This window comes from Paenibacillus sp. 1001270B_150601_E10, assembly GCF_015558675.1.
GTDB lineage: Bacteria > Bacillota > Bacilli > Paenibacillales > Paenibacillaceae > Paenibacillus_B.
This window is the reverse complement of the sequence record NZ_JADMOL010000001.1, coordinates 1,046,307-1,073,304: the sequence shown is the minus strand read 5'-3', so window position 1 is coordinate 1,073,304 and position 26,998 is coordinate 1,046,307. Positions and strand designations below refer to the sequence as shown.

Sequence of the window (26,998 nt, the reverse complement as noted above, 5' to 3'; positions counted from 1 at the left end):
GATTCTCCATGGACTTAACCATTGCACAGGTCTAATTTTATTTACCGCCATTCACGCGGGTATTGGGATAACGCTAATCGATGAGTCCAGCGTATCTTAAGCCATTCGCAATGCCGCCTTCACTGACGTGGGTCGTAATGTACTTGGCATACGGCTTCAAATCTTCGTGAGAGTTACCCATCGCGATGCCTAGCCCGACGGCTTCAAGCATCTCTTTATCATTCAAGCCGTCGCCGAAGGCAATGGCTTGTTCAGGCTTCAGCTTCAGAATATCGAGCATGGCATGGATGCCTTCTGCTTTTGAGGAGCCTCTTGGAAGTACATCCAAGGCGGTCTTGTGCCAGCGGATCATACGGAGCCCTGGCACGGCTTTTTCATAGAGATGCTCATCTTCGGCCGCACAATGCAGGAAGATCTGATAGATGTCCTCCTGCTGCCAGAATGTATCGTTATAGCTTGGCAGATCGACTTTAAGAGATGAGACTGCATCGATCATAAAGGGATCTTTATCGTTATTGGTACTGAACGTATGATGACCTTCAAATACGAGGGAATGGGAATGCTCTACTGCACGATTTACGAAGGCTTCAACATCTGACCGTTCAATCGGCTGCTTGTAAATGACCTCTCCCTTATAGACGACATAGCCGCCGTTCAAGCTGACATAGGAGTCGATATGAAGCTGCTCCGCTAGATGATGAAAGAAATAAGGCGCACGTCCTGTCGCGATTACAGGCTCGATGCCTTTTTTCTTGATCTCAGCGATCGCCTCCATCGCATCTTGCGGAATCTGTTTATCTTCATTGACGAGCGTTCCGTCAATGTCAAAGAAAGCTATTTTATAAGACATGACTCTATACTCCAATCTATCATTCTATTCATTGATCTTTGATCTTGGTCGTACTATACCATCGAAGGTCCGTTAACGCAACAAATCAACAAGTATTATGGAGAGCGGATGAATCGGCTTGCATACAAAAAGAAGCCCCTCTCAATGAAGGGCTCCTGCTCATTCATATGCATATGGAAGATGGAGATCAATATCACGCATGTTTATTTTGTGGTGATTCTTGCTGATGCCGAGCATCTGCGTTCATCATGCCACAAGCTTGACATTTGTTTTTCACGGAACAGGATGCACAAGCCCCTTGCTTGCTCTTCTTGAAGTGGCGCACCAGCATCCATATGGAATAGCCGAATATCGCTGCAATGATGAGTATTTCAATCCAAGACATATGCTAGTCTCCCTTCTTAAACATATCCGAGGCCAAGACCGATCAAGCGTACGATAAGTGCTACGATATAAGCGGTGACGAGTGCATATCCGATCGCGAACAAGGTCCATTTCCAGGAGCTCGTCTCCTTGCGCAGTACACCGACTGTCGCGAGGCAAGGAATATAGAGCAGTACAAATACACAGAACGTATAGGCCGACATCGGAGTATAAGCTTTTTCAATCTCTTGGGCAAGAAGCGTCATATCCGGCGCCTTATAAATGATGTTCATGGTGGATACGACAATTTCCTTTGCCATAAAGCCGGTAACCAAGGAAGCCCCAGCCTGCCACGTTCCGAAGCCAAGCGGTGCCAAGAGAGGAGCGATAATGCCGCCAACCATCGCAAGATAGCTGTTATCCATATCGACGTTGAAACCGCCTGGTCCCATATAAGACATGAGCCAGATCAGGACGGAGCCGCCAAGAATCAAGGTTCCCGCTTTGCGAACGAAGCCTTTGCCCTTCTCCCATGTACTGCGGAACAAGGTTCTCCACTGCGGCATCCGGTAAGGAGGCAGCTCGATGACAAAGATCGGGTGCTCACCCTTCATGAGCACCTTCGTGAAGAGCTTGGCCAATACAAGCGTCAGCACAATGCCAAGCGCATATAAGGAAAGGACAACAAGCGCCTGATGGCTTGTAAAGAATACGCCTGCAAACAGCGCATAGACGGGAAGCCTTGCAGAGCAGGACATAAAGGGAACGAGCAGGCTTGTGACAAGCCGTTCTCGGGGCTGCTCCATCGTCCGCGCAGCCATGATTCCCGGTACGTTGCAGCCAAATCCAATGATAAAAGGAATGAAGGCTTTGCCGTTGAGGCCGACGGCTTCCATAAGCCGGTCCATGACCAGGGTGATTCGAGCCATGTAGCCGGAGTCTTCAACAAAGGAAATAAATAAGAACAGGATCAGAATTTGCGGCACGAATACAAGTACGCCGCCGACCCCGGCCAGGATGCCGTCCACGAGCAAGGCTCTCGTAAATTCGGAGGCGCCAATTGCTTCTAGGCCTTGGGTCAACCAGTCGGTTAGCGGCCCGCCAAAGAATGCCTCCAGCAGATCAGACAGCGGAGCACCGATCCATTCAAAGGTCACCTTGAACATGAGGTACATGACAAGCATGAAGATCGGAATACCCAGCCAACGGTTTGTTACGATGGCATCGATGCGATCTGTAAGCGTTACGCTCGATTTCTCCGAACGGGATATGGATTCTGCCAGCAGCTCGCGTATAAACTGCATGCGAACGGTACGGATATGCTGCGCAAGATGGAGCGCTGTATGCGAGTCCTGAAGCTGTCTTTCGACATCTGCTTGAATCCGCTGCATAGCCTGAGCTGCAGCGGTAGACCGCTCTTGAACCCACTGCTGAACCACCTTGTTGTTCTCAATATATTGAAGAGCAAGCCAGCGAGGGGACAGATGCTCTACCTCTGGCATCAGCTTGACAAGCTCTGTAATAGCCTGTTCCACTTCAGGACCATAGTCCACCTTGAACACGGCCGCAGCAGTTGACTTATTCGCTGCGCCTTCTTTCATAAAGCTGATTAGAGTAGGAATGCCCTGATTGCGGCGCGCATTGACTTTGACGACAGGGACATGAAGCCTCGAAGCAAGCACATGCTCCTTCGTCTTATATCCTCGTCCTTCCGCAACATCATTCATATTGAGCGCGATAATCATTGGAGCCCCATACTCCAACAGCTGAATCGTAAGATACAAGTTGCGCTCCAATTGGGAAGCATCGATGACATTTAGCACAGCGTCTGGCTGCTCATCGATCAGATACTGTACTGCAACACCTTCATCCTTTGAGATCGGCTGAAGAGAATAAATTCCCGGCAGGTCAATAAGTAGTCCGCCGTGGTCACGAAGCCGACCAACCTTTTTCTCCACGGTTACGCCTGTCCAGTTGCCTACATATTCATAGGATCGGGTAAGGGCGTTGAATAGAGAGGTTTTCCCTGTATTCGGGTTGCCGACTAAGGCTGCTGACCATCTGCTCATACAGCCCTCACTCCAATGCGTGCAGCATCTCCACGTCTCAGTCCGAACAGCTGTCCATTGGCCTCAAGCATCAAGGGTCCTCCGAACAGACTAGTTCGAACCAGCTTGATCAAGGTTCCTTCCGATACCCCAAGATCAATAAGGCGCTGCTGAATGGTCTCGTGAATCGCATTCATATCGGAAACATGGGCACATTGTCCCGCACGCAAGCGATGCAGGGTTGCAGGTTGATCTTGGTTGGTAGGGGATTGATGCTTCATGATTGTATCCTTCTTTCTATATTCATTCATTTCGTAATGGTCTGGATGAATCTAATTTAGAATGATAATCTTTATCAATTATATTCTTAAAGTAACACACCAGATAACGAAAGTATTGTGATCTATTTCACATTAAATGTGTCGGGATGTTTGCACATTTTCTCCTTCTTACCATTTTTTTAGAAATATTGCTTTGCTTTATAGAGTCATTTCCATTAGAATATAGAAAATTATAGGTATAGAGGAGACTTCGGAATGAAAACGAATCATTGCAAGATTATTGACTGCACTATTCGCGATGGGGGCCTCGTGAATCAATGGGATTTCAGTATTGAATTTGTTCAGGACTTGTATGCTTCTTTGAATGAAGCAGGCGTTGATTATATGGAAGTAGGGTATAAAAATTCTCCGAAGCTTCTTGGTGGTGCGGATGAAGCGGGCCCATGGCGCTTCTTGAACGATGATTTCCTTAGAAAGGTAATCCCTCAGAAAGGCACGACCAAGCTGTCAGCCCTCGTAGACATCGGCCGTGTGGATGAAGCAGATATCCTGCCGCGCAGCGAAAGCATGCTCGACTTGATTCGTGTCGCTTGCTACATTAAAGATGTGGACAAGGCGATTGAATTGATTCAAATGTTCCATGATCGCGGCTATGAAACGACCCTTAACATTATGGCGCTGTCCAATGTGCTTGAGACAGACCTTAACGAAGCGTTCGAGATGATCAAGGAAAGCTCGGTTGACATTGTGTACATCGTAGACTCCTACGGCAGTCTAGATCATAATGATATTCAATACTTGGTGAACAAGTTCAAGGATGCGCTGCCTAACAAGCGCCTTGGCGTTCATACTCACAATAATATGCAGCTTGCCTTCTCCAATACGCTGATTGCAGCAGAGCTTGGCGTTGAAGTGCTTGATGCTTCCGTATATGGCATGGGACGAGGCGCAGGTAACTGCCCGACAGAGTCGCTGCTTACGCATCTTAAAAACAGCAAGTTCAGCCTTCGCCCAGTGCTTGGCTTCTTGACGAAGCATATGATTCCGATGAGAGAACAATGGGAGTGGGGCTACCTGATTCCTTACTTGATTACGGGTACGCTTGATGAACATCCACGTTCGGCAATGGCTCTGCTTGCTTCCTCTGAGCGTGATCAATTCACGGAGTTCTACGACCGGATGATGACGCCTGAGGCTGGCTTTCCGCAGAAGAAGCCTGAATAATCCTCAATAACAGCAACAGCACCGAGTCTCGATCTGAGACAATCGGTGCTGTTTTTGCTTTCAAGTGATAGCTTATCAATTCGAAGCCATCCCATGATGTTCAATATAAACAGATTCCTACCGTGCCTTATCCATGACCGCACGATTGAACGAATGCTAATTTTATTTGGATCGATAAGGATATAAGTGAAGGCTTACATTCGAATATATTGGCGATCGCCTGTCTTTGGATTGAAGTATACTTGATATTTGAATCCATCCTTCGGATCGATAAAGATTTCTTTGGTTGGCACATAGTCGGCGCTAAGGCCAAGTGCGTCGCGCGGGTTCTCCACCTGCTTGTAGCGCTTGTCGAAGTACTTTTTCCCAATAATAATTAGAATGATTAAGCCAACAAGCGGCAGACCATAGAATAACAGCACGGTACCGATTACAACTGCTAGTGTGGCTGCACTCATGAGGATCTCACAGGCTGAAGTCGAACCACCGTTCCGTAAGCTACAATCTCACTCATGTTCTGTCCAACGTCTCCGCTGTCAAAGCGCATCATAATGATCGCATCCCCGCCCATTGCATGAGCATTCGCAATCATCCGGTCCATTGCTTGACGACGTGCATCCTCAATCATTTGCGTATACTGCGTAACCTCACCACCCACAAGTCCTTTAAGAGAAGCCATAATATCTCCGCCAATTCCTCTTGCTCGAACGACGACGCCAAAGGCTGTTCCTAAAGTTTCTATGACATCATAATTAGCGACACGCTCTGTTGTTGTAACAATCATGTTTGCATCCTCCATTTTACGGTTTCGAGTTAAACATCCAGTTATGTAGTAATATCTTCATTTGATAATACGATTATGTCTTAATTATCGTTTCAATTCCTCTGTTATTTTTTTAGTTTACATTTGCACTCATTGTAAGCATCAGTTTCGATTGCTTTGAAAGGTCTAATACGCATGAATCCCCTAATCTGGATATAGGTGGAAGGGATTGGACAAATGTATATTTAAAATGGACTTTTTTAGAAATAAATGTTGAGAATATGCTGTACCAATGTGAAAAATTGTTTATTATGGAGAATAGGGATTGATGCTGAACAATGATCTTATTGAGGAGTGTAGGCGGAGAATGAAAGTCAGTATATTTGATGTGGCCAAAAAATCTGGCTTATCCGTTGTAACGGTTTCCCGCGTACTAAACAATGCAACAACGGTACGTGAGAAGAACAGGCAGAAAGTGCTGCAGGCCATGAAGGAACTCGATTATCATCCAAATGCTGCGGCGAGAAGTTTGGCGAAGGGCAAGACAGGCGTAATCGGACTTATTTTAACTACACTGCAAGATTCTTTTTTGGATGATGTTGTACAGCACGTATCAAGTCAGCTTAAAGATTATGGATACTATTTAACGCTATCTGTTGTGAATTATCCTGCAGAAGAAGGGCATGGGATGGACCTGATCCAAGAGGAGAGGGTTGATGGCCTATTGATCTTGTCTGCGGTGAATGACGAGCAATATGTAGCGGAGCTTCAAAAACGTAATATACCAAGTGTGTTGATTGATAACCAGATGGAACAGTCGCAGGTGCCAAGCGTTCAAGTGGATAACTTCAAGGGTGGATATGAAGCAACGAGACATCTTGTTGATATGGGACATACACGTATCGCCCATATCCAAGGTCCGTCTTATTTCTTGAGCGCGGTGAATCGCGAACGTGGATTTATGAAGGCGCTTCACGAAGCAGGGCTTACTCCGTTTGCCGTAGAGCCGGGAGAATTCTCAATCCCGTCCGGTTATGCAGCAGCGAGAAGGTGGATTGAAGCAGGGGAGCTTCCAGAGGCTGTATTCGCTTCCGATGACTATACGGCTATCGGCGCAATTAATGCGCTTAATGAAGCTGGCTACAAAGTGCCAGAAGACGTATCCGTCATTGGCTATGACGATCAATTGATCTCAGCCCAGCTCCGCCCTCGATTATCCACGGTAAGACAGCCTTCAGAGCAGCTGGCGCGTACCGCCGTCGACATTTTGATGAAGCAGGTCAATGGAGACAGTTCCTACAAGCCGGAGCCTGTCGTATTTACGTTCCAGCCGCAGCTTCTCTTGCGGGAATCCACGATACCTAGAACTCCACTTTCTTCGCCATAGGTTTATGACGAAGAGCCGTTCAAGCAGTGCACGAAAGCGTGCGCTGCTTTTTTTCTTGACGAGATCGGAATAATAGGGAAAGATAAAATCATCGGAAGAAGATGGTAAGCAGCCATGGGACATGCTCGATATTGATGAATGTCGAGCGGAATTCGAGGAGGGATAGGATGAGCACTAAAATGATAAAGCGACTGATTCTTTGGACTCCTGCGGTTACGATTGGCATATGGGAGTATGTGCGCCATGCCTTCCTACTCCCCTATATTTCGATGGACATGGGGAATATTCTTGCTCCGATTATTGTATTCATCATCTCCATGACGCTGCTTGCGAAGCTGTTTAGGATCATGGAGGACACTGAACAGAAGCTGCATGAGGAGAAACGCTCGAAAGCTTTGCTTGAAGAGCGAGAGCGGCTTGCTCAAGAGCTGCATGATGGGATCTCGCAATCGCTGTTCATGCTCGCGGTTAAAGTCGACCGGCTGCAAAGGGCACCAGAAGAGGAGCGGGAGCAGCAGCTGACGCGATTGCAAGGGGCGGTTCACCATGTGCATGATAATGTGAGACAAGCGATTGAGAATCTCCATATGAAGCCGGAGGAGACAGAAGCGACTTGGGTTGAACTGTTCATGCAAATGATTGAGGATATCAAGGCAGAAGCGGAATGGGAGCCTAGGGTGGAATGGCAGCTTGATGATGAAGAGATGACGATGAAGGAGAAGCTCACCTTGTTCTCCTGCGTGCGCGAAGCTCTCACGAATATTTCCAAGCATGCTCATGCCACGGAAGTTCAGGTGTCCGCAGCGACCATTGACGACGGCTTTGAATGCAAGATTGTGGATAATGGCGTTGGGATTACGGAAGATCCTTTTCAACAGCCAGGCAAGTATGGGCTGAAAATGATGCGCGATCGTGTTCATAATATGGGCTGGACACTTTCTTTATATCGAGACAAAAATCGGACAATCGTTGCAATAAGAGGGGGATAACCGATGACTAGCAACAGTCAAGAATGCTTTCGTATTCTTATAGTGGATGACAATGCACATGCGAGAGAGGGCATGATGGATATATTGGCGATTGAGCCGCAATTCTGTGTGGTTGGCGAGGCTGTGAATGGTCAAGAGGCGATTCTACTAACCGAGCAGCTTATGCCCGATCTGATCCTAATGGACATCTCGATGCCGATGTTGGGCGGTCTTGAAGCGACGAAGCAGATTAAGGACAAGTTTCCGTATGTAAAAATTGTGATGGTTACGGTCTCTGATGATATTACGCATCTTTTCGAGGCCCTGAAGGCAGGGGCACAGGGATATCTGCTTAAAAACTTGAAGCCGTCCCAGTGGCACGAATATTTGCGCGCCATTGCGATCGATGAGGTTCCAATGTCACAGGAGCTGGCTTCGAAGCTCTTGCTGGAATTTACGTCAAAGACAGCGGCAAGGCCTCAATCGGAAACGCCGCTCACAACAAGGGAGCGAGAAATTCTGGAGCGGGTGGCCACAGGGGAATCGAACCGAGAGATTGCACAGCGCCTTAATTTATCTGAGCACACGGTCAAAAATCATCTGAAAAACATTCTGCAGAAGCTGCATCTCGAGAATCGGGTCCAGCTGACCCGCTATGCATTTGAAAATGGGCTTGCCTAGGGCAGAAAAGAATCTATTGTCAGAGTGGCAGGACTTGTGCTACATTAAGAGAGTGAATTGCCTAACGGGACGTAGCTCAGCTTGGTAGAGCACTTGGTTTGGGACCAAGGGGTCGCATGTTCAAATCGTGTCGTCCCGACCACGATGAAGGTTGAAGACGTATCTTAGATACGTCTTTTTTTGTGATTGATTGAGCTGGTGTGCATCATGTAAATGCGAGGCGTCACTGCTCCGTATAGAGTGCCAAGCGAATCTCTGATGAGGATCATAAGCTGTTCATTGATACAGTGTGAAAATGGAGGTAGGGCCTTGAATATTCATTACGAGTTTACAAAGGAAGATTATTGGAAGCTAAACCGAGACATCATCATGATGATGCCCTCATACCGCTTGATGCTCCTTGCCGTATTAATCGGATCGCCGATATTGTTTACCGTTGTGCTGTCCTACCGTTTTACGCTTGGAGTGAGCATTGGCATATCAATCTTGCTGGTCATGCTTGTTGGTCTTTATATTTTCTATAGTGTGAGAGGCAAGATCATGCGGTACGCGAAAACAAATCCGCATGTTATCGGAAGCCGGTCCATTGAAATAAGCAGTGATGGTGTGAGAGACCATTCGAATGATAAAGAGTCATTTCAACGCTGGTCGGATATCAAAAACATAGCAGACCGCCCGGATCATATTCTCTTGATGATGAATCCGACAACCGTGATTTGTGTTCCGAAGCATGCCTTCGCGAATGAAGACGAAGCTAAACGCTTCTATGAGCTTGCAGCAACCTATCAAAAAGCAGCATCTTAATGGTTGATAAACCGCATGATGTTAGTAAAATGCAAAAACCGGCAGCCATAAGGCAGCCGGTTTTTTATATGTGAAATGGGCACTATACCCGTTCACGCCAATATTGCAGAAGGTCTGATAGGGTCTGATCGAACGGGATGGTAGCCTTCCATCCTGTCTGGCGTTCAAATTTGGAGGCGTCGCCTAGCAAAATCTCAACATCGGACGGGCGCATGCGGCTAGGGTCCTGCACGACCTCGATGGATACGGAGCTTAAGGCGAGCAGACGATCCAGAAGCTCTTGGATCGTAATGCATGAACCCGAGGCGATATTATAGACTTCGCCAGGCTCAGCATGATGAAGGGCAAGCCAGTACGCGTTCACGACATCGCGCACATCCGTAAAGTCGCGCTTTGCTTGCAGGTTGCCAACGGATACGATTGGCGGGCGTATGCCCTTCTCGATCTCCGCGATTTGCTTGGCAAAGTTCGAAGTCACGAACTGCTCTCCTCGGCGAGGGCCGGTATGGTTAAAGGTTCTTGTGCGCACGACATGTATTCCGTAGCTCTTGTAATATTGATAGCCTAAGTAATCTTGAGCCGCTTTGCTGACGGCATATGGGCTTAGCGGGCGAAGAGGATTGTCTTCGGTAATAGGGGTTTCGTGTGGTTCGACATGGCCATACTCCTCGCTTGAGCAGGCGATTTGAATGCGGGTAGGGAGCCCGATGCGGCGGACAGCTTCGAAGATGTTGAGCTGTCCTGCTACGTTATTGTGGATCGTATCAACGGGGGAATTCCAAGATGTTGGGACGAAGCTTTGAGCGGCAAGATGGAAGATGAAATCCGGACGCTCTTCAGCAATGAGCGTCTCGACGGAGAAGGGATCGCGCAGTTCGCATTCCACAAGACGAATCTTATTCTGAATGTCCGCGATATGATCCATACGGCTTCGGTTGCGGATCGTGCCGACAACCTCAACATTTTTATCCAGCAGATATTCTGCCATGTGACTGCCGACGAATCCGGCAATACCTGTAACTAAGGCCTTCATGGATTAGGCTTCACCTCTCTGAGTTGATAGGGCTTGAATTCTATGCTTCTTTCGTTAAGCATTTCCTTGATCCTTTGTTCCTCTGAACGATGGCAGACCAAGAGTCCTTCCTCAGTCGAGACGACGATCAGGTCGTCGACTCCGATAATAATCGCCTGCTTATCCGTAAATACGATATTGCCATGAGATGCAAGCGAACGAACATGACCCTTAAGCAGGTTATCATGCTCGTCAGCGCCATAGTGCCTGCGAACTGCATTCCATGTTCCGACGTCGTCCCAATCGAATGTTGCTGGGATTACGTAGAGATCCTTTGCTTTTTCAATGACGGCATAATCAATGGAGAGCTTCGGGAGCTGACTGTAGATGTTGGTGATCTCGGGATAATGCTTCTTGAGAGGCTGCCAGATAGAGGGGCAGTGTCTGGTCATGAGGTATTCAATCGTGGATGGACGCCATACAAAGATCCCGCTGTTCCAATAGGTGCCGTCAAGCATCATAAGCTTCTCTGCGTAATCTTGGTTCGGCTTTTCTATAAACGCATCAACTTCTCTTAATGGATGGTCATCTTGGCCCTCATGGGTTCGGATATAGCCATAACCTGTTTCGGGACGATTTGGGACTATGCCAAGCATGACGGTGATTCTTCTTGTCTTCGCTTCACTTGCGGCTGCTTGCAGCGCACGCTTTAGCTCCTTGGCATCGGATATATATTGATCGGATGGTACCATCACAAGGACGTCATCATCATGCTGGTGAAGAAACGTAAGGGCGGTTAACGCAGTACTTGGTCCTGTATCTCTTGAATCAGGCTCTATTATGATATGCTCCATGGGCAATTCGGGAAGTTGTTCCATTACGAGCTGAACATAGCTCTTTGATGTTGCGACATAGATGCTGGAGGAAGGGAGCCACTTTCTAAAGCGATCGTACGTATCCTGAAGCATCGTTCGTTCAGTTAAAAGGGGGAGGAATTGCTTCGGTTTTGATTCTGTGCTGCTCGGCCAGAAGCGAGTGCCGCGCCCGCCCGCCATAATTACGATGTTCAATCCTGTTCACCCCCAATACGGCTTATGGTGCAAGACGAATACATAATACCCTATACTATGATGGGACAAATTAGCAGGGAACCGATATTCATCCATCTACATAAAAAGGCGTTTATCTTAGTCACTAGCGGCTTGCATTCCGCCAGTGAATTTGTTTATAATAAGGGGTAATATTCAAAAGTATCGTATGGCTAAGCAGTAGCACAATGCTGATAGGCAACGATGGAGACAAGTAGAAGGAACACCGCTTCACAGGGAGAGAATGCCATGGATTGCGAGCATTCTTGAAGCAGGATTTTTCGAAATTCACTCCGGAGCCGGCACTTGAATTCATTGCAGGGCAAGAATCCCTTGATTCTGCCTCGCTGATGATAGTAGAGCTGCCCGGGCGCGAACCGTTATATTCGCATTTAAGTGAGACGTTCAGGCTCTTATAGGCAATATCGCCTAAGGATCTGCGTCTAATTAGGGTGGTACCACGGTCTTCTCGTCCCTTTACGGACGATGAAGGCCTTTTTTATTTGATCGGCATGAAGCCGAAATGATCATGATGCTAACCAGTAATCCATAATCATAGCAAGCTGAAGGAGGAACAGAGAATGAAAGAACGTTTGCACGCGCTGCGTGAGCATGCGCTGGAGCTGCTGAAGGAAGTTGGCAATGAACAGCAGTTGAATGATCTGCGAGTACGGTTTCTCGGTAAAAAAGGGGAGCTGACAGAGATTCTGCGTGGCATGGGCGGCCTTAGCGCTGAGGAGCGTCCTGTTATCGGTCAAGTGGCGAACGTAGTTCGCGAAGCGATCGAGACGAGCATTAACGAGAAGGTGGAGGCATTCAAGCGTGCAGAGCTTGACCGCCGACTACAATCGGAGACGGTCGACGTAACCTTGCCAGGGCGTCCAATGCCTCATGGAGCGGTTCATCCGCTGACAAAGGTGATTCAGGAGATCGAGGATATTTTCACAGGAATGGGATATCAGATCGCAGAAGGACCTGAAGTCGAGAGTGACTACTACAACTTTGAGGCGTTGAACTTGCCGAAGAATCACCCTGCTCGCGACATGCAGGATTCCTTCTACATTACCGAGGAGCTCTTGATGCGCACACATACTTCACCGGTTCAGGTGCGCACGATGGAGCTTATGAAGGGCGACGTGCCGTTGAAAGTCATTTGTCCAGGCCGCGTATACCGCCGCGATGATGACGATGCGACTCACTCCTTCATGTTCCATCAGATCGAAGGGCTTGTCATTGACAAAAATATTCGCATGAGTGACTTGAAAGGGACGCTGCTTCAATTTGTTCGTGAAATGTTCGGCTCCCATATGCAAATCCGACTTCGCCCGAGCTTCTTCCCGTTCACTGAGCCTAGTGCCGAAGTGGATGTCACCTGTGTGCAATGTGCGGGTGAAGGCTGCCGCATGTGTAAGCAAACAGGCTGGCTCGAGATTCTTGGCTGCGGCATGGTGCATCCTAAAGTGCTTGAAATGGGCGGCTATGATCCGAAGGAATATTCCGGCTTCGCCTTCGGTATGGGTGTAGAGCGCATCGCGCTGCTGAAGTACGGCATAGACGATATCCGTCATTTCTACACGAATGATATTCGTTTCTTGAAGCAATTCAATCGCATGTAACGGGAAGGAGATTAACGATGAACGTATCCTATCAATGGCTGTCACAATATATCGATGTGAGCGGAGTAAGCGCAGTAGAGCTTGCAGAGAAGATTACGCGCTCAGGCATCGAGATTGATCATGTTGAAGAGCGCGACAAAGGGCTTGACAATATTGTCGTTGGCTTTGTTGTAGAGCGGGAGAAGCATCCCGATGCTGATAAATTGAATGTATGCAAGGTTGACGTTGGCGAAGGAGACTACCTGCAAATCGTATGCGGCGCGCCAAACGTGGATGCAGGACAAAAGGTTCCAGTAGCGAAGATTGGCGCCGTTATGCCAGGCGGCATGAAAATTAAAAGAGCGAAGCTTCGCGGTGTAGAATCCCAAGGGATGATCTGCTCGGCGAAGGAGCTCGCCATGAACGACAAGCTGCTTCCGAAGGAAATGCAAGAAGGCATCCTCGTGCTGCCAGGTGACCTTGAAGTAGGACAGCCGATCGCTGATGTATTGGGACTAAACGATCAGGTGCTTGAATTCGATCTTACCCCGAACCGTTCCGATTGCTTAAGCATGATCGGTGCAGCTTACGAAGTCGGCGCTATTCTGGATCGTCCGGTTACCCTGCCTTCTGAGGAAGTGCAAGAGGAAGGTACGCAGGCTTCTGAGCATATCTCTGTCGCAATTGAAGCGAAAGAAGCTTGCAGTCGCTATACCGCTCGCTATATTACAGGCGTGAAGATTGCAGCTTCCCCTCTGTGGCTGCAGAATCGCCTTCTTGCAGCAGGTGTACGACCGATTAACAACATCGTGGACATTACGAACTTTGTTATGCTTGAGTATGGACAGCCGCTGCATGCGTTTGATGCCGACAAGCTTGAAAATGGACGCATCGAGGTTCGCATGGCTCATGAAGGCGAGACTTTGGTTACGCTCGATGGCCAAGAACGCAAGCTTGATCCAAGCATGCTCTTGATTACGGATGGCGTGAAGCCGGTTGGTCTTGCAGGCGTGATGGGCGGCGAGAATTCGGAGGTAACCGAGACGACGGTTAACATTCTCCTTGAATCCGCGAAGTTCGATGGTGGCACGATCCGCAAGACGGCGCGCGAGCTTGGCTTACGTTCCGAAGCTTCCCTTCGCTTCGAGAAAGAAGTGAACCCAGAAGCGGTTGTTCCTGCTCTGAATCGCGCAGCGGAATTGATGCGAGTGATCACAGGCGGAACGATCGCTCGTGGAATCGTAGAAGAGCATGCAGGACAAACAGAGCGTGCGACGATTACATTAACTGTCGACAAGACAAACGCCTTGCTCGGTACTGCGCTTGATGCGGATCATATTGCATCGCTTATGAATCGTCTTGGATTTAGCATCCTGTCGAGCGAAGAAGGAACATTCGAGATTCAGGTGCCTGGACGTCGTGGAGATATCAAGCTTGATGTCGACCTGATTGAGGAAGTCGCGCGTCTATACGGTTACGACAATATTCCAACGACTCCAATCGAAGGCGCAACAACGCCAGGACACCTGACGAAGAGCCAGCGCATTCGACGTGAGCTTCGCCGCTTGCTGACGGATGGAGGCTTCAATGAGGCCATTACGTATTCCTTCACGCATCCAAATGAGGCTGAGCTCTTTGGAGCATTGGTTCCAGAAGCGAAGCCTGTAGCGCTTGCGATGCCGATGAGCGAAGACCGCAGCGTGCTTCGCACAAGCTTCATTCCAAGCTTGCTTGATGCCGCAACGTATAACCGCAATCGCAAGATCGAGGACGTTGCGTTGTTCGAGATTGGCAGCGTATATATTACAAAGGAAGAGAATGTTTCAACACTTCCGGAACAGAAGCCTGTTCTCGCTTTGCTGTTGACAGGTCATCGTCAACCCTCTCAATGGAATGTAAAGGCAGAAACGGTTGATTTTTATGATATCAAAGGCGTGCTGGATTCCATCTTCAGCTATCTTGGCCTATCGAATCGGATCTCCTTCCGAGCTGAACGTCCGCAGGACTTCCATCCAGGCCGTTCCGCTTGCTTGTACTTGACGACGGAATCCGGTGAAGAACTGATCGGTACGGTTGGTCAAGTTCATCCAGAGCTTCAAATGAAGAAGGATCTTAGTGATACGTTTGTGGCTGAAATTCTGCTGGATCGCCTGGTTGAGCTTGCTGATCTTGAGATTGAATATGTATCGCTGCCGCGCTTCCCTGCTGTAGAGCGCGATGTGGCGATTGTGCTTGATCGCGGAGCTGAGGTTGGCCGCCTGCTTCAGGTCGTGAAAAAAGCTGCAGGAGAGCTGCTTGAATCGGTTAACGTCTTTGACGTTTATACGGGAGAGCGTATTGCAGAAGACAAGAAGAGCGTAGCACTTTCCTTGGTATACCTAAACCGCGAAAGCACATTCACGGACGAAGCGATTACGGAACTGCACGGCAAGGTTGTAGCGGCTCTTGAGGCAGAAGGCGCTGAATTGCGGAAGTAATATTTGATAGAGGATCAGCCCTCTGCTTTCAAATACAGAACTGAAATGGAAGAGTTGTACTGCTCGTTAGACAATCGATTGATAGGGTTATGAAGTGACGTTGAGAGAAGCCTAGTTGCGCTTCAATTGCGGAGCTGAACCCGATAGGGCAATTCCAGTTGTCTTTTTCACTCAGAAGGAGTGGAGAAGCTCAGGGGTTGCCCTTTTTATGTTTATACGAGAACATGTTAATATAGAGGGTACAGCAGGAAAACCCCTTTTTTTAGCGAAACTTATAAATGTAACGTTTTGATGAAGTTTTGATCCGTTGGATTTTTTCGATATAAGCAATTTGGGGCATTGTCAATCGAACTATTTTCTTTCATTAATAAGGAGGACGTTTCATATGACCTCATCTGATAAACACCGTGTTACGGTTGAGATATACGGCACACCATACAAGCTTGTTGGAACCACGAGCAAGGAGTATATGCGCAATATTGCGGCAACCGTGGATGAGCACATGAGAACTATTGCAGAGAGCAATCCAAGACTTGATATTCCACGTGTGGCGGTTCTTTCCGCTGTACATATTGCAGAGGAAGTGCAGCGCACTAAAGAGGACTACGCGAAGAATAGCCAAGAGCTGAGAGTGCTTGAGCAGGAGAAGAAGGAGCTGCACCTTACGGTGGAGCAGCTTCACAAGCAAGCAGAAGAGATTGCAAAGGTGCAGGAGAGAGAAAAGGAGAATCATGCAAAGGCGCTGAACCAGCTCCAATCGGAGCATGTGAAGGCCGTAGATGAGCTTCGATCTGTACAGCAGAAGGAACTGGATGCGCTCAAGCAGAAGCTTCAGCAATCCGAAGAGACGCTGAAGGAATTGTCCGCCTCCAAGGCACAGCTTCAAGAGCAAGAGAAGAAGCTTCAAGAACAGCTGAAGAGACTTCATCAGCAAGTTGCTGAGCTGACAAGGAATGATCAGGAACTAAAGCGCCGAGTTCAAGAAGGCGAGCAGAAGCTTAAAGCTGCACAGGAACAGCTTGTGAAGGAGCAGCAGCAGCACAAGCAGGCATTAAGCCAGCGTGTAGAGGCTCTTACGAAAGACCATCAACAAGCGATCGCGAAGCTTCAATCGACTCATGCGGAGCAGGTCAAAGGTCTTGAGACGAAGCATGGCTCCGAACTATCGAAGCTTAAGGTGCAGCATCAGTCTGCTCTGGATCAGAAGGATTCAGCATATCAGGCTTCGCTGCAGGAGCTTGAATTCAATCATGAAGTGCAATTGGATGAACTGAATACAGCTCAACAGGAGAAGCTTCAGCAGATGGAGTCTCGTCATGCCGAGATGGTTGCGAAGCTTAAACAGCTAGAGAGCAGCCACGCAGATGCCATTGCGAAGCTCAAAGCTCAACATGAACAGGCGATGGATCAAGAAGCGTCTCTTTATCAGAAAGCTTCGGGAGAGAAGGAAGCCGCTCACCGCAAAGTGTTAGAAGAAAAGGAAACGGCTTACCGCGAAGCGCTTGAACAGCAGGAGCTTGCCCATCAAGATGCTTTGGAGCGGGAGGCGAACGTTCACCGTGAAGAGATGGAACTGCAAGAATCCATCCATCTGGAATCGATGGAGCAGCAAGCTTCGGATTATCGAGAGGCTCTAGAGAATCAAGCGGCTTCTCATCAAGCAGCCATTCGTAAGCTTAAAGAGGAGCAGGAAGCTTCTCAATCAGAAGCAGCGGGACAGATTGAGCAGCTTAAACATGATAATGCGCTTGAGCAGCAGAAGCTGATGGAATCCCATCAGGCAAGCCTTGACCTGCTTAAGACTAAGCATCAAGAAGAGCTTGATATGCTTAGCAGCCTGCATGAGGAGGAACTGCAATCGCTGCGTGAAGCCTATGAGCAGCAATTGACGGAGCTGCATTCTTTGATGGAGGAGCAGCAGAAGCAGTCAGCGGCTCGCATTCGTCAGCTCGATGCGCGGCTAGCTCGTGCTGAGGAGTTGGATCGTGCACGCCAGACGGAGATGGAGCGTCTTATTCAAGCACGCGATAAGGCGCATGCCGAAGCGGAGCAGCTGCAAACGGTGCTCCAGGAGATGGAGAATAACTTGGTCAGCCAGACGACTCAGGTTGAGCAGTTTACACAAGATCGTCTTACCTATGAGGCACTGATTCAGGATCTTGAAGTGAAGTGTCAGGATCTTGAGCAGCAATATCAAGAGCGTGCAGCTGCATGCTCGAATCTTACTGAACGAAACGAACAATTAGCGGAAACACAAGATAAGTTGAAAAATCATGTTGATGCGTTGGCCTCGGAGAACGCAGAGCTTCAGACAAAGGAAGCGGCTCTTCGTGCCGAACTTGAGCAAACGCAGCAAGAAGCCGAGGAGCTTCTTGAGCTGGAACGAACGGATTGGCAGAACCGCTTGGATCAAGCGGAAGTCAGATATCAGTCCCTTCTGCAGCAAGAGCATAAGAAGAGTGCTGCTTCCCGAGAGGAACAGCAATCCCTTCATCAGCAAGAGCTGGAGATGGTGCGTCATGAGCTGACTCAACAATTCGAGGAACAGCTTAAACTCCAGCGTGAGCAGTTGAATCAAGAATCAGAAGCGCGTCTTCAAGCATTCGTACAAGAGGCAGATGCCAAAGCTCGCAGCAAGGAGGAAGCAGCTTCGAACCGTGAACAAGAACTCGAAGCACGAATTGAGGCTTTAAACGATAAGCTTACTCAGACTGAAGGAGCGAATGATCGTTTAGTCGTGCTGCAGCAGCAAGTGAGTGAAGAGAAGGCATTGCTTGAAGCAAATTATAAAAAACAGCTGGACGAGCTGCAGCAGGAAATGGATGAGCTGCTTCAATTGGCTCAAGCTGAGGCAGACGCGAGAGCAGATCATCTTAAGCATCAGCATGAAGCGGAGCTGAGCCAGTTGAATGCGGAAGCCTTGGAGAAGGAATCCGAGCTGAAGCAGCTGATGGAGACGAAAGCAGCTGAAGCCTACAGGGAAGCCGAGCAGGATGCGGAGCTTAAGCTGGAAGCACTTCGTGCTCATGTGCAGGAGCAGGCTGAACGCTGGAATGCGACAACGACTGAGCTTGAGCGCCAGCTTCGTGTTAAAGATGAAGAGCTTGTAGAGCGTGAAGCGAGAATTCATAGGCTCGAACAAGCAACAGCTGAGCAGGAGGCTCAGAAGGAGCAAATGGTCGCTGCCTTGGAGCAAAATATCGCAGAGCTCAAGGAGCTGTTTGAGCTTTCTCAATACGAAGAGCAAGCGATGAAGCAAACAATTGCGGAGGAGCAGCAGAAGGGTGCTGCCCAAAGTCAGGCAATCTCCGTTCTACAAGGCGACAAGATCAAGCTCGAGAAACAAATTGAGAATCTATACAACGAACAGTCGGAGCTTCGCGAACTGAAGGACCAACTCGAAGCGGAGCGCGAGGATCGTGAGGATCTCTTGGCTAGGCTGTACCAAGAAGGAGAGCAGCTGAAGGAACAGCTAGCTGCGATGCAAGCTGAGCAGGAGCGCTTGCAAGAGGAAAAGGCGGCGCTTCGTGAACAGATGCTTGAGCAGCAAGAAGCTGCAGCCGCAGCAATTGAGCATGCAAGCGTGAAGGCGTCTGACTTCAATCAAGAAGAGTACGCTATGATTAAAGAACAATTCGAGCTGATGTCTCATCAGTTCCGTCTCTCGCAGATTGAACAAGAGATGGGGCGCAAGAAGATGTCGGATCTAGAAGTAGAGCATAAGAAGCTTCAAGACGAATACAACAAGCTGCAATCCGAGTTTAATGAGTGGCTGGAACTCATGGAGCAAAGCTAAAAGGGGACTGCATCATGCAGGGTATCGAGAAGTGGTGGCAGTCTGCCAGCCATCATTTGGCGGCCTTTTGGGGTCAATGGAATGCACTTGACTGGCTGATATTGTTCCTTTGTCTATGCTGTATCATGATAGGCGCTTGGAAGGGGCTGCGCTCGCAGGCCCTTTCCTTGTTCGGCCTGATTTTTGCATTTATTGTGGCGGCAAAGAGCTATGAATATCTTATCCCTTGGGTTAAAAAACGATTGTTTACAAACGAGTCGAGCGGCGCTGTGATCACAGACCTTCGCATTGAGCATTCCGCATGGAACGAGCTGATTCATGCCATTGTGGCCTTTAGCTTGATTTTTGGGTTTGTGTGGAGCGGCTTGTGGCTGATTCGCTTTGCGCTGCGCAAGCTGTCCAGCGTGAAGCCGATTCGCGCCTTTGATCGGCTATGTGGAGGAATCCTTGGGGCGGTGCATTTCATTTGGATATGGGGATTAATCTATGTGCTGATGATGGCGTGGCCTTCAGAGGCTTTGCAGCATTGGACATCTGCCTCAATATGGATGAGATTGACGGGAGAATGGGCACCTGTCCTTCTTGCTGAAGCTGTCCAATGGGCTCAATGGCTATAGACAGCTTCAACAAGCTACTGGCTCGTGGTTAGATGCCGCCGATAAGTTCAGTCGGCATAGGAGCCTATTCTACAATGAGTGTCGCAGTCATTTCTTTATGGCCAGGTCCGCATAGGATGGAGCACTGGAACGGATATGACCCTTTTTCTTTAGGGGTAAGGATTTGGGATGTCTGATTAGGGTCAAGCTTAAGCCCCAATTCTTTAATATGAATGCCGTGATTCCCCGTGGAGTCCAGAATAAATCGTACGGTTTCTCCGGCCTTTACGCGGTACTCGGAAGACTCGAAGGTGTAATTGGATGCTTTAATGACCATTTCTTTGTCAACTTGAGCTGCATGGTGTTCTTCCACTTGGTTACTGCTGCAAGCAACGGTTACGAAGGCTAATGTGGCTAGAGCAGCGGCAATGGCTATTGGATGCTTCATGTATGAAAACCTCCCTGGATGAGCAAGAGTGATAAGTACAAGTGTGATCCCGATCACACAAATAAGTGCAATGGAATAACTATACGCAAACCCTTGTGCAAATCCTGTCGTTCTAAGGCGAGAGGTTGTGACAGAAGTGTGAAATATGAACGGTGCCAGGTTGGAAAAGCACCCGTACTGATTCGCTAAACATCACAAAGGCGACCGCTGCACAGGCGATCGCCTCAGTTCGGGCACATATCGAAGGTAAAGCAATTGGATTACTTGTTATCAGAAGTTCTGCGTCCGGCTTCAAATGGAGTTGATACCGGAATGAACAGATCGATGATTCCGACAACGAGTGCTGCCAATAATGCGCCAACGATCGATACGGTTACGCCGCCTACAAAGAACTGAGCGACGTAAATGACGGCGGCACTAACGAGAAAGCCAACGATACCACGACCAAACGGGGTAACCTGTTTGCCGAAAATGGCTTCCACTACCCAGCCAATGAGCGCGATGACCAAAGCAAGAATCAAAGCGCTCCAGAAGCCACCTACGCTGAACGCTGGAACTAGCCAAGCCGTAACCATTAGCACAATAGCCGCGACGATAAAGCGGACCACATGACCAAGAAAACTCATGTCTTGAATTCCTCCTTTGTTTATAAAGGGTACAGTTTGTGCAACAATTAGTGTATCCATAGTCAGGACTTTCATTACAAGCAGGTCTCGACATTGATGCGACCACATACTGGTTACGCTATAATACGGTACAGAAAGGAGTCGTAACCTTTGGATTCGAAAATATATAAAACCTTGGAATACCATAAAATCCTCCATGCGCTGTCCAGGCATGCATCCACTCCGCTTGGAGCAGAAGCGGCGCTGCAGCTTGAGCCAAGCTCTGATCTCGAAGAAGTGAATCGTCGCTTGCAGGCGACAGATGAAGCTCTTGCAGTCGATCGCTTAAAGGGCGGTGCGCCTTTTGCAGGCGTTACGGATATTCGTCCTTCAGTGAAACGAGCGCGTATTGGAGGAATGCTGAACCCTCAAGAGCTGTGGGACATATCAGCCCTGACCAATGCGGGAAGAAGGCTGACTCGTTATATTGCCAGCGTGCATGAAGATCATCCTGTTACGATCTTATATCATATGGTGGAGAGCCTTAGCGATCAGAAGGCGCTTGAAGACGCGATTCGTCGCTGCATCGATGATCAAGGTGAAGTGTTGGATCAAGCAAGCTCTGAGCTTGCCAGCATCAGACGTGATCTTCGTATCGGGGAGACGCGCATTCGGGAGAAGCTGGAGTCATTGGTAAGAAGCTCAAGCACATCCAAGATGCTTCAGGAGCAGATCATTACGATTCGAAATGATCGCTATGTTATTCCGGTAAAGCAGGAGTATCGCTCGCACTTTGGCGGGATTGTACATGATCAATCCAGCTCAGGTGCTACATTATTCATTGAGCCGGAATCCATCGTGACGATGAACAATAAGCTTCGCGAGACGAAGCTTCGCGAGGAACGCGAGATTGAGCGTATTTTATCCGAATTAACGGATCTTGTAGGCGAGCAGGCGGATGCGCTTCTTTACGATACAGAAACGGTGTCGGATCTGGACTTTATCTTTGCAAAGGCTCGCTATGCCCATGAGCAGCGCGCAACGCTTCCGATCATGAATGATCGTGGGTATTTGAAGCTGAAGAAGGCGCGTCATCCCCTCATCGCAAGAGATCAGGTTGTGCCAACGGATGTGGAGCTTGGCGATGGTTACACGACCATTATCGTAACAGGACCTAACACCGGCGGTAAGACCGTTTCCTTGAAAACGATTGGCCTGTTAAGTTTAATGGCGATGTCAGGCTTGTTTATCCATGCCAACGAAGAGAGCGAGCTTTGCGTCTTTGATGCAATATATGCGGATATCGGCGACGAGCAGAGCATTGAGCAGAGCTTGAGTACATTCTCAAGCCATTTGACCAATATCATTCGAATCTTGAGTATGATGACGCCAAAAAGCTTGATCCTGCTGGATGAGCTTGGTGCAGGTACGGATCCAGCAGAAGGTTCAGCGCTCGCAATCGCGATTCTAGAGCATATGCATCGCATGAACTGCCGAATCGTTGCAACGACGCACTACTCCGAGTTGAAGGCTTATGCCTATGAACGACAAGGCATCCTGAATGCGAGCATGGAATTCGATGTAGAGACTCTTCGGCCGACCTATCGATTGCTTCTTGGTGTTCCAGGACGAAGCAATGCGTTTGCGATTGCAGAGCGTCTAGGCTTATCGAAGGATATTATCGATCATGCCCGCGGGGAAGTAACGGAAGAGGATATGCGGATCGAGACGATGATTGCTTCACTGGAACGTAACCGTCTGGATGCGGAGGAAGAGCGTAAGAAGGCTGAACAGCTTCGCATGGAGAATGAGAAGCTGCAGCGTGAGCTTATAGAGCAAAATGATCGGATCGAAGCATCTCGAGAGAAGCGAATTGCTAAGGCGGAGGAAGAAGCTCGAGAAATTGTAAACAAGGCGCTTAAAGAAGCGGATGATGTTATTACTGAACTTCGCCTGCTCGCAATGGAAGGCGAGAAGGTAAAAGAGCATGAGCTTACCGAAGCGAGGAAACGGCTTGATGAAGCGGCTCCAGCGAAGAAGCTTGCTGCAAAGAGTGCGAAGAAGAAGCCAGCAGGCGTGATAGAGCCTGGCGATGAGGTAAAGGTGTATAGCTTGAACCAAAAGGGCCACGTTGTTGAAATATCGGGCAATGAGGCTGTTGTTCAGCTTGGTATAATGAAAATGAAGGTGCGAAAGGACGATCTAGAGCTGATCGCATCTGCGAAGCAGCAGGCTCCTGAAAAACAGCGTACTGGAGCGAATGTTAAGCGCACGCGCGGAGAACATGTTCGTTCAGAGCTAGACCTTCGAGGAGAGAATCTCGAAGAAGCGATCATGGAGGTCGACCGTTTCTTGGACGAGGCGCTGCTTGGCAACTTGAATCTCGTGTACATCATCCACGGTAAAGGTACAGGCGTGCTGCGCGCAGGGATCCAGGAATTCTTGAAGCGTCATAAGCATGTGAAATCTTACCGGAATGGTGCCTTCAATGAGGGCGGCATGGGAGTTACAGTAGCTGAGCTTAAGTAACGCTAAGGTCAGGACAACGATAACAGAACGCTTTTCATAGGAAAAGGAGAAGTTAGCTGCGATGAAGTATTTATGGGGAACATTGCTCGCTCTTGCCATGATCTTTTTGGTCGTTGGCATCATCTATTGGATGAACATTGGTTGACCTTGTACACCTAAGAATACAGCATACACGCAACAACAGTTTGAACAGGAAGGCAGGTCGATCAATTGTGACGACTAATACCGTATGTCCATGGTGCGACACCGAGATAATTTGGGATGAAGAATTGGGTCCTGAGGACGAATGCCCTTATTGCAACAATAGCTTGAGGGATTATATGACGCTTCAAGTTGATCTTGATCCTAATAAGGAAATGAATAAAGATGCACGATCCGACGAATCAGATGATAAGGATGAAGAGGATCATGACCACAAAGAATTAGGCTGGTCCAACTTCCAATGGGAAGATGAAGGGATTCTGTACGATAGTCCGGAAGCTATCAAGACCCAGGAGGGCATGGATGTGCTGCTTCATGAACAGGAAGAAGTCCCGGAATGCCCGCAGTGCAGAGAGTATATGGTGTTTGTAGGAAAGGAAGCGGTTAGCGAAGGCTTTATGCCTCATGCAGTCGGCGATCACGGACCACTTTTACAGGCACCGTACACGATGAATGTCTATACCTGCATGTCCTGCTATCAGGTATCCAAGTTTTTGGATGATAAGGCTCGCTTGCAGCTTCATGAATCCATTCAGCGTCTAAGCAAGTCTGAATAAGCGGCTGGAAAATGGTTGAAGTGATGATGAACCTTAGCGCTTTAGGGTATCTTAAGTGTCAGAGCTTAACGAGACTATAGGCGCGAAGGGGGTTACCCTAGTGCAAGCACGCTTGGATGGTCAAACGAAACTCCTCTTGCTTGTGTATGGATTGTTTGCATGTGCCAATGCATTTTCAGGCACTTTTGTGAACGTATTTTTATGGAAAGTACGCCCCGACTATGCGCTCATTGGATGGTTTGCACTTATACAGCAGCTGTCCTTGGGCGCTACTTTTATCTTAGGTGGGAAATGGGTAAAAGAACACAACAAAATGAATTGTCTGCGGCTAGGCATCATTTTGTCTGGAACGTTCTATATGTTTGTCCTCTTTCTTGGCAAACAAGCGATCGACTGGATATGGCTGCTAGGCATTATGATGGGGACTGCCATGGGTGCCTTTTGGCTAGCGTTTAATGTCGTTTATTTTGAAGTGACGGATGCGGATAACCGCGATGTTTTCAATGGATGGGTAGGGCTTCTAGGCTCAGGTTCAAGCATGGTTGCACCGTGGCTGTCAGGGCTTCTTATCGGCTACTTTTCTGATATAGGCTACAACTATATCTTTATGGCATCCATCGTGATCTTCTCCATCGGTGTCGTTCTTAGCTTTTGGCTGAAAAAGCGACCGCCTGGATGCGCCTATCAATGGTCCATACCGTTAAAGCTGTGGATGAATGCTGACAGTCCATGGCAAAAAACCTTTTTTGCCTTAGCGGCACAAGGACTAAGAGACGGTTCCTATGGATTTTTGATCGGTCTTCTCGTATTCGTTGCGACTGCAAATGAAGTCAAGCTTGGCAATTATACCTTAATCACCTCTGTTGTGGGATTAATGTCTTACTATGTGGTTGGCCGCTTCATGAAATGGAAGTATCGATCGCTTGGATTGCTGGCGGGAGCGATCGCAATGGGGATCGTCGTCATTCCGTTGTTTGTAAAGGTGCAATATATAACACTGCTCCTGTTCGGCATGGGAATGGCACTTGCTTCGCCGTTATTCGTCATTCCTATGACCTCTACAACCTTCGATCTCATGGCGGAAAGCAATGAAGCAGTGGGGCAGCGCGTAGAGCTAACTGTACTGCGCGAATTGGGCCTGTTTGCTGGACGGTCCTTGTCTATTTTGACGTTTATTGTGATTGTATCCATCTCTAACAAGCCTGAGGTGATCGTTACCTATTTAGCCGTCATCGGGTGCATGCCGATACTAAGCGCATGGCTCATGCGAAGATTGGTTCAGCGCAAGTCTCCATCGCCTACATAGGCTATAAGCAAGGATATGAAGGTACGCAATGCCGCAGCAAGCGAGGTGTCTGGTCATAACAAAGAGGCAGGTCAGTTGTCATCTGACTTGCCTCTTTTTAACTTCCTTAACACTAAGAAACAGAAGGGGTGTGAGGTCGATCGAACCGAAACAGCTCAGCATCGGGATGGTAGCCATGCTCTATCAAAGCAGGGATAATGTCTGTTGCGATGCTGCAGTATACATCACCGTTGCCTCCATAGGCTTGTATAAAAGTTGAACGATTGTAGTTGGGGTGAGTGCCAATCATCGGGAGTCCATCGTGTGTGCTGCAGAAAGCAGCAGCCCATGGATACTCAGCATGAATGGGAGCCAAAGTAGGAAACAGCTTTTCAATTTCTGCTTCAAGCTTCTTCGCAGCTTGAGCCAGCATGCGCTCACGTTCTTCCCATATATTCGAACCGAAGTCAAACCCTCCAGCAACGATCCTATTATCCGTTGTCATTCGGAAATATTTATAGGGCCGAGCGGTTTCCCAGATCATATATTTGTCAGGCCACACCTTATCAATATCTTCTACTGGTTCTGTAATGATAGCAAATGAGCTTTCCAGTACGGCATTTTCGTCTTTCTTGTATTCTTGTGTTTCATAGCCAGTTGCATAAACGATATGCTTCGTCGTAATCTTGCTGCCGTTGTCGGTGAAGATCGTAATATGATCAGCATGATCCTCGCGTCTTGCTACTCTCGTATGCTCAAATAGCTGAAGGCCATATTTTTTGGTAGCCGTCTCAAAAAGAGATTGTACAAATGCTGCTGGATTTATCTCTGCATCTCCGTGCGTAACAATGCCTGCCGGCTTTCGGAACCCAAAAGAAGCCTCTATATGCTTTTCTTCCCGCCATTCCACAGAAAAACCATGCTGTTTCAGGGCCTGGTATTCCGCTTTCAGTCCTGGGACATCCGCTTCTTCGCTTGCAAAGTAAAGGCTGCTTCTAGGAAACATATCGGCTTTCGTTAGAAGGGAATCATGAATAGCAAGAAGCTTTTTTACAGCTTGCTCACAAAGTTTATAGAAGCGTACACCTTGATCAAGACCAAATGAGTTTATGCATGCAGACAAGGGCTTGTCATTGCAAAATTGAAGCAAGCCGGTATTCGCGCAGGTGCTGCCTGCACCTACACTTCGCTTTTCAACCGTAACGGTGCGTAATCCTTTCTTTGCCAACTCATGAGAAATCAGACCGCCGCTCATCCCTGCGCCAATGACTAGAACATCGCATTCCACATCTTCCTGCAACGCGGGATATGTCCAAGTGCTTGAGGTTAATTTCGGCCAACCAGGCGCGCCATTTATCAACTTCATGTATGTAATCTCTCCTTTACCAGTTACATATTTCCCTAATGAGAAGCTCATAATACGTCATATCCAGTCTTGAA

At 48.3% G+C, this 26,998-nt stretch carries 23 protein-coding genes, 1 tRNA gene and 1 other annotated feature; of the genes, 13 read left to right on the top strand and 11 right to left on the bottom strand.

Annotated elements, in window-relative coordinates:
- Positions 1-73: 73 nt before the first annotated feature.
- The 4 genes from I2H74_RS04890 to I2H74_RS04875 form a co-directional block, all read right to left on the bottom strand.
- Positions 74-850 (bottom strand): Cof-type HAD-IIB family hydrolase, encoded by a 777-nt coding sequence (locus I2H74_RS04890; RefSeq protein WP_195572029.1) that lies wholly within the window; start codon positions 848-850, stop codon positions 74-76.
- A gap of 193 nt (positions 851-1,043) precedes the next feature.
- Complete coding sequence (locus I2H74_RS04885) at positions 1,044-1,235, bottom strand: FeoB-associated Cys-rich membrane protein (protein ID WP_195572028.1); 192 nt, start codon at positions 1,233-1,235, stop codon at positions 1,044-1,046.
- A gap of 16 nt (positions 1,236-1,251) precedes the next feature.
- Positions 1,252-3,282 carry a ferrous iron transport protein B gene (gene feoB, locus I2H74_RS04880; RefSeq protein WP_195572027.1) on the bottom strand — a complete coding sequence of 677 codons (2,031 nt, stop codon included), beginning with the start codon at positions 3,280-3,282 and terminating at the stop codon, positions 1,252-1,254.
- Positions 3,279-3,542: a FeoA family protein gene (locus tag I2H74_RS04875; protein WP_195572026.1), complete on the bottom strand. Its 264-nt coding sequence runs from the start codon at positions 3,540-3,542 to the stop codon at positions 3,279-3,281. The genes feoB and I2H74_RS04875 overlap by 4 nt, the downstream gene beginning before the upstream one ends.
- Positions 3,543-3,797: 255 nt before the next feature.
- Between I2H74_RS04875 and I2H74_RS04870 the strand changes: the two genes are divergently transcribed.
- Positions 3,798-4,766 carry an aldolase catalytic domain-containing protein gene (locus I2H74_RS04870; RefSeq protein ID WP_195572025.1) on the top strand — a complete coding sequence of 323 codons (969 nt, stop codon included), beginning with the start codon at positions 3,798-3,800 and terminating at the stop codon, positions 4,764-4,766.
- Between the two features lie 194 nt (positions 4,767-4,960).
- Here the strand turns inward: I2H74_RS04870 and I2H74_RS04865 are convergent, their stop codons facing one another.
- Together I2H74_RS04865 and I2H74_RS04860 are read right to left on the bottom strand one after the other, a co-directional pair.
- Positions 4,961-5,224 carry an HD family phosphohydrolase gene (locus tag I2H74_RS04865; RefSeq protein WP_195572024.1) on the bottom strand — a complete coding sequence of 88 codons (264 nt, stop codon included), beginning with the start codon at positions 5,222-5,224 and terminating at the stop codon, positions 4,961-4,963.
- Complete coding sequence (locus tag I2H74_RS04860) at positions 5,221-5,550, bottom strand: YbjQ family protein (protein ID WP_195572023.1); 330 nt, start codon at positions 5,548-5,550, stop codon at positions 5,221-5,223. The genes I2H74_RS04865 and I2H74_RS04860 overlap by 4 nt, the downstream gene beginning before the upstream one ends.
- A 346-nt stretch (positions 5,551-5,896) precedes the next feature.
- On the opposite strand from I2H74_RS04860, the gene I2H74_RS04855 reads away from it, so the two are divergent.
- From I2H74_RS04855 to I2H74_RS04835, 5 genes are all read left to right on the top strand, one after another.
- On the top strand, positions 5,897-6,916 hold the full coding sequence (locus I2H74_RS04855) for a LacI family DNA-binding transcriptional regulator (RefSeq protein ID WP_195572022.1): 1,020 nt from the start codon (positions 5,897-5,899) through the stop codon (positions 6,914-6,916).
- A gap of 167 nt (positions 6,917-7,083) precedes the next feature.
- Positions 7,084-7,905 (top strand): sensor histidine kinase, encoded by an 822-nt coding sequence (locus tag I2H74_RS04850; RefSeq protein ID WP_195572021.1) that lies wholly within the window; start codon positions 7,084-7,086, stop codon positions 7,903-7,905.
- 3 nt (positions 7,906-7,908) lie between these two features.
- A complete protein-coding gene (locus tag I2H74_RS04845; protein WP_195572020.1) occupies positions 7,909-8,565 on the top strand; it encodes a response regulator in 657 nt (218 codons plus the stop codon).
- A gap of 65 nt (positions 8,566-8,630) precedes the next feature.
- Positions 8,631-8,707, top strand: a tRNA-Pro gene (locus tag I2H74_RS04840).
- A 167-nt stretch (positions 8,708-8,874) separates the two neighbouring features.
- The gene (locus tag I2H74_RS04835; protein ID WP_195572019.1) at positions 8,875-9,369 is read left to right on the top strand and encodes a YcxB family protein; all 495 of its coding nucleotides are present in this window, start codon (positions 8,875-8,877) and stop codon (positions 9,367-9,369) included.
- 82 nt (positions 9,370-9,451) lie between these two features.
- Here the strand turns inward: I2H74_RS04835 and I2H74_RS04830 are convergent, their stop codons facing one another.
- Entirely contained in the window at positions 9,452-10,402 is a 951-nt protein-coding gene (locus tag I2H74_RS04830) for a GDP-mannose 4,6-dehydratase (RefSeq protein WP_195572018.1), read from the bottom strand.
- Entirely contained in the window at positions 10,399-11,451 is a 1,053-nt protein-coding gene (locus tag I2H74_RS04825; RefSeq protein WP_195572017.1) for a mannose-1-phosphate guanylyltransferase, read from the bottom strand. The genes I2H74_RS04830 and I2H74_RS04825 overlap by 4 nt, the downstream gene beginning before the upstream one ends.
- Before the next feature lie 210 nt (positions 11,452-11,661).
- Positions 11,662-11,949, top strand: a binding site (T-box leader).
- Positions 11,950-12,050: 101 nt separating this feature from the next.
- Here I2H74_RS04825 and pheS point away from each other — a divergent pair.
- The 4 genes from pheS (at position 12,051) to I2H74_RS04805 (ending at position 19,954) form a co-directional block, all read left to right on the top strand.
- The gene (gene pheS / locus I2H74_RS04820) at positions 12,051-13,085 is read left to right on the top strand and encodes a phenylalanine--tRNA ligase subunit alpha (RefSeq protein WP_195572016.1); all 1,035 of its coding nucleotides are present in this window, start codon (positions 12,051-12,053) and stop codon (positions 13,083-13,085) included.
- A gap of 17 nt (positions 13,086-13,102) precedes the next feature.
- The gene (gene pheT, locus I2H74_RS04815; protein ID WP_195572015.1) at positions 13,103-15,541 is read left to right on the top strand and encodes a phenylalanine--tRNA ligase subunit beta; all 2,439 of its coding nucleotides are present in this window, start codon (positions 13,103-13,105) and stop codon (positions 15,539-15,541) included.
- Between the two features lie 385 nt (positions 15,542-15,926).
- On the top strand, positions 15,927-19,337 hold the full coding sequence (locus I2H74_RS04810) for a hypothetical protein (protein ID WP_195572014.1): 3,411 nt from the start codon (positions 15,927-15,929) through the stop codon (positions 19,335-19,337).
- Positions 19,338-19,351: 14 nt separating this feature from the next.
- Positions 19,352-19,954 carry a CvpA family protein gene (locus I2H74_RS04805; RefSeq protein WP_195572013.1) on the top strand — a complete coding sequence of 201 codons (603 nt, stop codon included), beginning with the start codon at positions 19,352-19,354 and terminating at the stop codon, positions 19,952-19,954.
- Positions 19,955-20,018: 64 nt separating this feature from the next.
- Here I2H74_RS04805 and I2H74_RS04800 read toward each other — a convergent pair whose 3' ends face one another.
- Complete coding sequence (locus I2H74_RS04800) at positions 20,019-20,381, bottom strand: cupredoxin domain-containing protein (RefSeq protein ID WP_195572012.1); 363 nt, start codon at positions 20,379-20,381, stop codon at positions 20,019-20,021.
- Positions 20,382-20,641: 260 nt separating this feature from the next.
- Positions 20,642-21,007: a phage holin family protein gene (locus I2H74_RS04795; RefSeq protein ID WP_195572011.1), complete on the bottom strand. Its 366-nt coding sequence runs from the start codon at positions 21,005-21,007 to the stop codon at positions 20,642-20,644.
- Between the two features lie 150 nt (positions 21,008-21,157).
- Between I2H74_RS04795 and I2H74_RS04790 the strand changes: the two genes are divergently transcribed.
- The 3 genes from I2H74_RS04790 to I2H74_RS04780 all read left to right on the top strand — a co-directional run bounded on the left by I2H74_RS04790 (position 21,158) and on the right by I2H74_RS04780 (position 25,579).
- On the top strand, positions 21,158-23,515 hold the full coding sequence (locus I2H74_RS04790; RefSeq protein WP_195572010.1) for an endonuclease MutS2: 2,358 nt from the start codon (positions 21,158-21,160) through the stop codon (positions 23,513-23,515).
- Between the two features lie 320 nt (positions 23,516-23,835).
- Positions 23,836-24,273 carry a hypothetical protein gene (locus I2H74_RS04785; protein WP_229106332.1) on the top strand — a complete coding sequence of 146 codons (438 nt, stop codon included), beginning with the start codon at positions 23,836-23,838 and terminating at the stop codon, positions 24,271-24,273.
- A gap of 100 nt (positions 24,274-24,373) precedes the next feature.
- Entirely contained in the window at positions 24,374-25,579 is a 1,206-nt protein-coding gene (locus I2H74_RS04780) for an MFS transporter (RefSeq protein ID WP_195572008.1), read from the top strand.
- A gap of 112 nt (positions 25,580-25,691) precedes the next feature.
- Here the strand turns inward: I2H74_RS04780 and I2H74_RS04775 are convergent, their stop codons facing one another.
- Positions 25,692-26,924 (bottom strand): NAD(P)/FAD-dependent oxidoreductase, encoded by a 1,233-nt coding sequence (locus I2H74_RS04775; protein WP_195572007.1) that lies wholly within the window; start codon positions 26,922-26,924, stop codon positions 25,692-25,694.
- Positions 26,925-26,998 lie beyond the last annotated feature (74 nt).